Source organism: Microcystis sp. (genome assembly GCF_048564745.1).
GTDB lineage: Bacteria > Cyanobacteriota > Cyanobacteriia > Cyanobacteriales > Microcystaceae > Microcystis > Microcystis ichthyoblabe_A.
Window position 1 is genome coordinate 1 of sequence record NZ_JBLZRT010000046.1, and the last position, 8671, is coordinate 8671.

At 43.3% G+C, this 8671-nt stretch carries 7 protein-coding genes and 2 pseudogenes; 3 read left to right on the top strand and 6 right to left on the bottom strand.

From position 1 onward, the window contains the following. A pseudogene (locus ACOCD9_RS07470) lies at window positions 1–97 on the top strand (IS200/IS605 family transposase); the annotation flags it as partial. 268 nt (window positions 98–365) lie between these two features. Here the strand turns inward: ACOCD9_RS07470 and ACOCD9_RS07475 are convergent. Next, on the bottom strand, window positions 366–1478 hold the full coding sequence (locus ACOCD9_RS07475) for a sensor histidine kinase (protein WP_287704500.1): 1113 nt from the start codon (window positions 1476–1478) through the stop codon (window positions 366–368). 363 nt (window positions 1479–1841) lie between these two features. Here ACOCD9_RS07475 and ACOCD9_RS07480 point away from each other — a divergent pair, with 363 nt between their 5' ends. Further along, on the top strand, window positions 1842–2258 hold the full coding sequence (locus ACOCD9_RS07480) for a DUF1816 domain-containing protein (protein ID WP_002737782.1): 417 nt from the start codon (window positions 1842–1844) through the stop codon (window positions 2256–2258). A 26-nt stretch (window positions 2259–2284) separates the two neighbouring features. Here ACOCD9_RS07480 and ACOCD9_RS07485 read toward each other — a convergent pair whose 3' ends face one another. The 4 genes and pseudogenes from ACOCD9_RS07485 to argJ all read right to left on the bottom strand — a co-directional run bounded on the left by ACOCD9_RS07485 (window position 2285) and on the right by argJ (window position 6213). Next, window positions 2285–2479 (bottom strand): hypothetical protein, encoded by a 195-nt coding sequence (locus ACOCD9_RS07485; RefSeq protein WP_002737105.1) that lies wholly within the window; start codon window positions 2477–2479, stop codon window positions 2285–2287. Window positions 2480–2718: 239 nt separating this feature from the next. Beyond that, window positions 2719–2862 (bottom strand): annotated as a pseudogene (locus ACOCD9_RS07490) (IS630 family transposase); the annotation flags it as partial. Between the two features lie 213 nt (window positions 2863–3075). Beyond that, window positions 3076–4260 carry a pentapeptide repeat-containing protein gene (locus ACOCD9_RS07495; RefSeq protein ID WP_419546954.1) on the bottom strand — a complete coding sequence of 395 codons (1185 nt, stop codon included), beginning with the start codon at window positions 4258–4260 and terminating at the stop codon, window positions 3076–3078. Window positions 4261–4971: 711 nt separating this feature from the next. Further along, complete coding sequence (gene argJ / locus ACOCD9_RS07500) at window positions 4972–6213, bottom strand: bifunctional ornithine acetyltransferase/N-acetylglutamate synthase (protein ID WP_002736235.1); 1242 nt, start codon at window positions 6211–6213, stop codon at window positions 4972–4974. 180 nt (window positions 6214–6393) lie between these two features. Here argJ and ACOCD9_RS07505 point away from each other — a divergent pair, with 180 nt between their 5' ends. Then, complete coding sequence (locus tag ACOCD9_RS07505) at window positions 6394–6801, top strand: hypothetical protein (protein ID WP_024969066.1); 408 nt, start codon at window positions 6394–6396, stop codon at window positions 6799–6801. Window positions 6802–6813: 12 nt separating this feature from the next. Here ACOCD9_RS07505 and ACOCD9_RS07510 read toward each other — a convergent pair whose 3' ends face one another. Continuing rightward, window positions 6814–8463: an ABC1 kinase family protein gene (locus ACOCD9_RS07510; protein ID WP_104396606.1), complete on the bottom strand. Its 1650-nt coding sequence runs from the start codon at window positions 8461–8463 to the stop codon at window positions 6814–6816. Window positions 8464–8671 lie beyond the last annotated feature (208 nt).

Below are 8671 nucleotides of genomic sequence, written 5' to 3' on the forward strand. Positions count from 1 at the left end.
AAAGCATGGGGATGAAGGTATGATAGCGAGATATGTAAAAGAACAAGATAAAGAATACCTGCAGCTACACCAAAATCTACAATTGAGTCTATTTTGATTCTGATACCCCGTCCGCTTGCGGCGGGGTAGTTCATTTTTCTCATATTTTTTCAGTAAAATTAAATTAGCAACGATAGATGTACATTTCAGCTATAGAACTATCTAATTAGTACGCAGACTAAAAGCAAGCTGTGATTGGGTTATAATTTTTGGAGATGTCTATTAGATATTTTAGTACAAATGCTCAAACTCTCTCTCCCCGCTCCATCTCCCCCTTCTCCCGTCTCCCCTTACCGATTACTGTTTACCGATCACTAAAAAAACCCCTACTCCCAATTCGGAGATATTGCTAGGGAAAAACGAAAAGTGCTGCCTTTACCTAATTCACTTTCTACCTCCATTTGACTTTGGTGTAATTCCACTAAACGACGGGTAATTGCTAAACCGATACCACTACCCCCAGAATAACGGGAACGAGAACGATCGGCCCGCCAAAAGCGCTCGAAAATAAAGGGTAAATCCTCTGCTGCGATGCCGATTCCCGTGTCGATAACGGCAATTTGTAGGTGATTTTTGTCCCTTGTCACTTGCAGAGTAATTGCACCCTGATCGGTGTAACGAATGGCATTACCGAGCAGATTAACTAAAATTTGTTCAAGGCGATCGGGATCGGCCATGACAGATGGTAAATTGGGGGGACAATCTAACTGTAAAGTCGGTCCATCTTCTAATAATTGATCGGCAAATTTTTCGATAAGAGAATTTAACAAAGTTAATAAATTAACAGGTTGCAGTTTAATCGAGAGATAACCAGATTCCGCTCGCGATAGCTCCTGTAGATCGTGGGTTAAACGTTCTAGCCGGCGAGTTTCTTTCACTAATTTCTGATAAAGTTCTGGATTAGGTTCGATCGCACCATCGGCTAATTCTTCCAGATATCCCCGCACCACAGTTAAAGGTGTGCGTAATTCGTGGGTAAGATCACCGATTAATTCCTGGCGACGTTTTTCCACATCGGCTAAACTAATCGCCATCTGATTAAAACTGATGGCTAATTGATTTAATTCTGGGATTTCGCTTTCTGGAACTCTCGCCGATAAATCCCCTTCCGCAAAATTTTTAGTGATTTGTTTCATTTGTTTTACCGGTTTCATAATGCGTTGAGAAACCAAAAAACTCAGATAACCAGCTGCACTTCCTCCCGCAATAAATGACCAAATAGCACTACTATCCCAAGCCGTCTCAAAACCCCTAACCAAGAAAGTTCTCGCTGAACGCACGGTAAAAAATCCCTGCCTTTCTAACTGTTCCAAACGCAAAACAAACATTCGGGGAGAAGATAATTTAGCAATGATAATAAAGCTACTCAATCCCACCACCATAACGAGGAGATGGGATAAAAATAATCTGGTTCCTAAGCTTAATTTTGGTGGCTGCATATTTGTTAAAAAACTCTATTTGTTGTCAATATTATTAACATTGTTTATCATAAAGATGAAGTATAACAGGATTGGGCATCGACGACCGACTCCCGAAAACAAAAACTTTGTGCCTCACCATTAAGATAACAGCCATATATCCGGCTACAGCATCATAAAGAACTCTATCGGGTTCTTCCTGTGGAAGAATCTCCCCTTAAGCCATACTGTGAGGGGAGAATAGGTCAAAACCTAACTTTTTGCCGCTCTATGCTATGGTATCAAGATGCGCTACTCTGTTAGGAGATGATTTTGCTTGAGTCATCTGCTCAAAGTAGCGTCTGTTTTTTTTAACCCTTACCCCCAAAAGAGAATCTTTTCTGTATGCTAGAGGCTAATAATCAGGGAGAGAATCAAATATTTCTCTATGAAGTTGTTTTTTCCGGTTCTTCTGGCTCTTTGCCTCAACGCTTCTCCCGGACAGTCCTGCGAGTACCTAAAAGCCGCATGAGTCAAGAAACACAGCGCCTCCTGCGCCAAGGTGCCAGGATTCTCAGTATAAAGCCTCTTGACCCAGAAACTGTCTCCATTAAGCCTAGTTTACCACCTCAACCCTGGTGGATAGAGATCACCACCACCCAGCCGAAATGTCTCTATTATTTCGGTCCGTTTGAGAGTTTTTCTGAAGCTTTATCCCATCAATCCGGTTATATCGAAGACCTACAATCGGAATCTGCCGTGGGGATTAACAGCGAAATTAAACAATGTCAGCCCGAGGTTTTAACTCAAGAAGATTTTTAATTTATGGTATCTAATTATACAGATTTTTAGGAATAGTTAGTCTCCTTTTGTTTTCGTTGAATAATGCCTTCACCTTCACAGAATTTACAGGGGACGGATTCATTCTCTGTCTCTAGATAGATTCTTCCTTTGCCTTGGCAGTGGGAACAGATAACTTTTTCTTCCCACCAATAATTCTCTAAAAAAGCCTCATCGGTAATATAGGTAAAATCTTCAAACATTGGCTTGTCCTCTTATTGTTCAGATAGCTTAATCTGGGTTCACCTTTCAACCTGAGAAATTGAAAATCAGTTTTACCCCCATAGTAAAAAAGATCGGGTTCATTCTCTTGGAAACTTAAATTACTTCATATTTATTCATATTTATTAATATAATAATGAGTGTTCACTATCAATCTTTGCTAAAGCAGCACCCCCTGATTGTATCATAGCAGACATGGCAATTAACGACCAACTATACTTTAGACGTTCATAATCTGAGATTTATTCAACTTCTGAAATGGTAGAGTAAGCAAGGAATTCAGTTCTTTTTTATGTTTCAGATGGGCATCATTCAGACATTCATAAATAGCTGAAGAAAAGTCAGAAAAGTTTTCATAATATTTAGGGTTGGCTGAATAAATGTGAAATGTAGGTAAGGTAAGGGTTTTGTGGCTTTTCTGGCGAAACAGGTGCAAGATTTTGAGAGAATCGTGCTTCCAAACCTTGCGTTTTCATCGGCCCGCGTCCTGTAGGGGCGAAGCATTCGGGCAATAACCTATCGGTGAAACCGGAGATTTTCTATCCGAATGCTTCGCCCGTACTTTTTGCCGCAAGCCCTATTTAGTATTACAATCAATCGGATTTGGCGGATCTGAGTTTTTGTCCCTTTTGAGTTTGTCGATTTCTCGTTGATTGGCTTCCCAGTCCGCAGCCACCCATAATTGTTTATCAGTATCCCAGTAGGCTCCCCTGTGTATTGCTCTTTCCCAAAAGCAGGCCGATTTAATTTGTTTTGGGTGAAGATCCTCGGCTCCGTAGAGGTAGGCTCCGTAGAGGTCGGCTCCGTAGAGGTAGGCTCCGATGAGGTAGGCTCCGTTGAGGTAGGCTCCGATGAGGTAGGCTCCGTTGAGGTAGGCTCTGTAGAGGTTGGCTCGGTTGAGGTTGGCTCGGTTGAGGTTAGCCCGGTTGAGGTTGGCTCCCCTCAAATTTGTCTGGCTTAAATCAAGAATTTTAATTTTATTAGAGTCAGTTGTTCCAGCCAAATTATCCCCGGCCTGGTCATTTTCAACTTTACGCCGCCCGATTACCGTTAAAGCGGCCTGAACTGGAATACTCACGGAAGGGAGCTTTTCTAGGACTTTCTGTCTTGCCGCTGGCTCCAGTTGTTCAATATTCGAGGGAATGGGGGAATTTTTACGAATGTAGGAAGTCAGCACTTCCATAATTGTCCATTGATCCTTGGGAGAATCTTTGGCAATTCGCTCTAGGGAATAAATGCCGCCAATTACCACCTCCTCTTTAGTATTACCGATTTGCTCGACAGCTTTCGAGAAGCGCTCGGTAATAAGACGTTCCTGAGTCAGTCGCATTTCCGCTTGAGAATTGCGATAATTGACAAAAAGTCCGATTCCTGCCGAAAGGGTAGCAATTAATCCCAGGGCAGAAATAATCGTTTTGACCACATCAATGGCAAAGGTGCGGCTGTCTTTGTCTTCACGGGCAAAAAGTCCAGGTATTTGCTGAAATAGCCAGAAGGGAAAGATTAGCAGTTTCCAAGCAACTCTGACAAGAGACTGGAGCGATAGCAACAATCTTTTAATTAGCCTTTTTCCCCCGCGATAGGGCATTTTTAGATTCCAAGCAAGAATCGCTCTGGGATGTTGGCTAAAATATTCTTTCGCTTGCTGCCAGTCATCTATCTCATTGCCTTCTTTACCCGATGCCAGCCGTTTTTGATAAAACTCGTAAGCCTTGATCTGGTGCAATTCTAAAGGAATTCGTGGTGATTTTTTCTGGGCCATGTAGCGTTTTCCCCGCCAATAGATGGATTTTGCCAAGAAACTGAGGGACTGACAAAACTGTTTTCGAGGTTGGTTGAAAAGAAGTAAGTAGGTAGGCGTTAAAAGTTGTCAGATGCCCCCCTTAATAAGGGGGGATTAAAGGGGGGACTAAGGGGGGATCGGCACCCCCCTTATCAAGGGGGGCAGGGGGGATCGAACCTAAAATCCATTTTTAATTTAATTATAACCAGCTACTTACAATCCAACCATTAAAGTTTATCTGTTAATCGAGTAATCGGCTCTCTCGGCTGCTGTGTAATCAACAGGATCGATCATCGAGATTGTCGGTATAGACTAGAGCCTAACGTCAACCTTTGATCAAGCTGTTGGGATACAATCCAGCAAGGACAAGAGAGCCTGTTTAGAGAATCGATCGCTTTAAGTAGGGCTTGCTGAATAAATCTAAAAACCTTGTTGGATAGGGTTTTTAGACTTGTTTTCCCTCAAAAAGTGCCGACCTTTGGAGTGATTGGGGGGAAAATTCAGGTACTTTTTCCCTGAAAATTAGGTAATTGACCACGGCGGTTCGACAGGCTCACCGTCCACTCGACTGAGCTTCGCCGAACGTCCTGAAAATGGGTAAAACCCCACACCCCACACCCGTTCGGCTGAGCTCACGGCCGAAGCCCACACCCCACACCCTGCCCCTAGGAAAAGCTTTTTCAGCAAACCCTAGGTGGTGTACTCGGCGTTAATTTTGACGTAATCGTAACTAAGATCGCAACCCCAGGCCGTACCTGTTCCCGAACCGTTACCGATACAGATAGACATTAAAACGGTATCTTCTCGTAAATAAGCCCCGCTTGCTGCCGCTTTCAGGTAATTACTGGCACTAGCTCGATCGAACGCCAGAGGTTGGCCATTTTCCATCATCACGAAGTCGCCTAACTTAATTTGTAGATCTTCTTGATGGAAGACAACCCCGGCCCGGCCCGCGGCCGCCGCAATTCGTCCCCAGTTAGGATCTCGACCGAAAACCGCCGATTTTACTAAGGAAGAACCAGCAATGGTGCGAGCAATCTGACGAGCGGACTGATCATCGGCCGCCCCCGAAACCCGCACTTCTATTAAACAGGTGGCTCCTTCCCCATCCCGGGCGATCGCTTTGGCCAAGTATTGACAAACTTCCGTTAACATGGCCTCTAACTTTTGGGCATCCCGGCCCATTTCTGTGATCGCCGTGGTGCGCGATTGACCATTAGCCAAGGCGATCAGACTGTCATTGGTACTGGTGTCCCCATCCACCGTAATCTGATTAAAACTTTTATTAGCCGCCCGACTTAACATACTTTGCCAGAGAACCGTCGATACTGCGGCATCACAGGTAATAAAGGAGAGCATCGTCGCCATATTCGGGTGAATCATCCCCGATCCCTTGGCAATTCCCCCAATTGTGACCGGACGACCATCGATGGTGGTTTGCAAGGCGATCGATTTGGGGACTAGATCCGTGGTCATAATCGCCCGGGCCGTGCTTTCGCCACCATTTTCCGACAATAAACCTGCTAAGGTCGGTAAAGCGGCGGTTAACGCATCCATGCGAATCCGTTGCCCGATCACTCCCGTAGATGCCAGCAAAATTGCATCGGCGGGAATCCCTAAAACTTGGCTCAAGGCGGCGGCACTATCGAGAGCATCTTGCCATCCAGCTTCCCCCGTGGCGGCGTTTGCTTGGCCGGCATTACACAAAATCGCCCTGGCGCTGGCTTTAGTTTGTAGGCGTTGACGGCAATAATCGACGCAAGCGGCCCGCACTTGACTGGTGGTAAAGACTCCGGCGGCGATCGCTTCTGTTTCCGAGACAATGAGGGCTAAATCGGGCAAACCGGACGGTTTTAGGCCCGCGGCCATCCCTGCGGATTTAAATCCTTTTGGGGCCGTGATCCCCCCCTCTATTTCCTGCCAATCGGCCATTTTCTCCCGTCTCCTACTCAAATTCGACACTCGATTATAGCAAGTAAAAAGCCAAAAATTAGCAAAGGGTTTGACCGTTTCGGGTTGGGAAGTGGGGAAAAAAGGCCGACGGCTGATAATTCCTGGCTGCAAATTAGCCTAAAATACGATTAATTGGCCAGAATTTTGGAGAGATAGTTTATGGAACGCGGTTTATTGTGGACACCTTTATTAATTCTGTTTATTTGGTTGGCTTGGAGTGGTTGGAATGAATACCAAAAAGTGGAAATCTATCGACAATGGGCCGAAAACTTTGATCGAGCTAAGTATGATATATATTCTGTCTTAGGTCAAAAAGATAAAATTATCACTTGGGGAAAGCCAACTCGTAAGGGAGTGATTAATTTACAAACTTTTTCCCTAGAGGAGGTCAAAGAAATCCGTTTGTTAGTTAATAATCAAGTGGTGGATTTAGATGCTCTTCCCCCGCAGGGTTCCCCTTTCCTAGAATTTATCTTTAAGGAGCGATCGCCTGAAAAAATTCCCTTTACTGAAGTTGAATTGGCTAGTCGGTGGGCGAAATTTTTACAACAACAAATCTTAATTTAATGGCGATAATTTCTAGCGCAATCTACCCGATCGCAGGATACCGACAACTAACCATAAACCGATAAAACTAGCTGTGGCAAATAATACGGTACTAATAATAGTTAATTGCCGAGATTGGGTGCTGGCTGTGACAATGGCGGCCCCGATAATTAAGGAACCAATAATCACACTAAAAGCTAGTCGATTGGCGGAATTATCTAAACTGCGACGGAGATTATCTAAGTCGCGAATTTTCAGATTAACATTTAAAGTTTCCGAGGTTAAACCATCTAGTAAAACTTCAATTTGACGGGGATATTTCAGGGAAAAAGATTTCAAGTCTAAAACTGTTCTTAGGGCAGTTTGTAGGGGAGTGCTACCGATTAACTGTTGTTCAAGAATATTAGTTAATAGCGGTTTGACTTCTTCTAGGATATTAATATCAGGATTAAATTTTCGGGCAGTTCCTTCTAGATTGGCGAGACTTTTAGCGAATAAACCTAAATTACCTGGAAGTTTAATTCTATTGCGACGGGCAATTTGCAAAAGTTCATAAACCACCTCACTAAAGTTAATTTGATTTAAATTGAGGTTATAATATTTTCGCAGCATCCGCTCATAATCTACCTCTAATTGTACTAAAGTAATCGGGACTACTGACTCAGATAATTTAATAGTTAGTTGACTGCATCTTTTCGCATCTAAGTCAACAATTGCCAATAACAATTCTGTTAAAATTTGTTGAGTTTGCGGGTCTAATCTGCCCACCATACCACAGTCAATTAAAGCTACTCTACCATCGTCAAGATAGAAAATATTACCCGGGTGAGGATCGGCATGAAAGAAGCCATCAATATAAATTTGTTGAAAAAATGACCGAAACAAAATTCTAGTTATTTCACTTTTTCTTTGGGAAATTGCTTGCTCAGTTGGCGGTCTAGAAACATCGGCCTCTAAAATTTGTTTTCCTTCTAACCATTCTAACACTAATAGCTTGGAATTAGTTAAGTCCCAATAAATTTTAGGAATAACTAACTGTTTGGGTTCTGACCACCGACTCTGGGTTAAATTATAGCGTAATTGGTCAGTATAATGACCTTCTTGGGTGAAATCTAATTCCGCATTGACTGCTTTAATAAACTCCTCTGCTAAGTTAACAACGTCATAACTTTGACCAAATTCTGTTAGGGCAACTAAATCAGCAATTCCCTTAATTAAGGCACTATCTTGGGCGACAATTTTTTCAATCCCCGGACGCAAGACTTTAATCGCTACTTCCTCCCCAGATAATAAAGTTGCCCGATGAATTTGCCCGATCGAGCCTGCGGCGATTGGTTGGGGATTAATATATTTAAATACCTGTTCGATCGGTTTTGCTAACTGTTCGGTGATGACTATTTCTATATCTGTCCAAGCAACGGGAGGAACTTGCGCTTGTAGAGCAGTTAAAGCCTCGATATAATTAGCGGGTAGCAGATCGGGACGGGTACTAAGTAACTGTCCCAATTTGACATAAAAAGGTCCCAATTCCACGAGGATTTTTTTGAGAACTTCTGGGGTGGGAATCTGGGGATTTTCCGTTTTTCCTAGGGTTAAAACCCCGCGCATATAGTCCCAACCGTTGCCGAGAACTATCTCAAGGATTTCTTTTTGTCTTTGACTGGTTTGGGGGAGTGAGAACACGGTATTATCAGTTATCAGTTATCAGTTATCAGTGGGGAAGTTATCAGTTATCAGTTATTAGTGGGGAAGTTATCAGTTATCAGTGGGGAAGTTAGGTACTTATCGATGGCTGCATCCCACATTTGCAGAAATACCGATAATCAGCAATTATCAGTGACTCTTAAATTATTACAGATATATCAGCAGCTGCGTGTAAGCATCCCACAAA

Excerpts from the sequence above, each read along its gene's own strand:
- ACOCD9_RS07475 (WP_287704500.1), bottom strand. The coding sequence starts at position 1,478 with ATGCAGCCACCAAAATTAAGCTTAGGAACCAGATTATTTTTATCCCAT.
- ACOCD9_RS07480 (WP_002737782.1), top strand. The coding sequence starts at position 1,842 with ATGCTAGAGGCTAATAATCAGGGAGAGAATCAAATATTTCTCTATGAA.
- ACOCD9_RS07485 (WP_002737105.1), bottom strand. The coding sequence starts at position 2,479 with ATGTTTGAAGATTTTACCTATATTACCGATGAGGCTTTTTTAGAGAAT.
- ACOCD9_RS07495 (WP_419546954.1), bottom strand. The coding sequence starts at position 4,260 with ATGGCCCAGAAAAAATCACCACGAATTCCTTTAGAATTGCACCAGATC.
- argJ (WP_002736235.1), bottom strand. The coding sequence starts at position 6,213 with ATGGCCGATTGGCAGGAAATAGAGGGGGGGATCACGGCCCCAAAAGGA.
- ACOCD9_RS07505 (WP_024969066.1), top strand. The coding sequence starts at position 6,394 with ATGGAACGCGGTTTATTGTGGACACCTTTATTAATTCTGTTTATTTGG.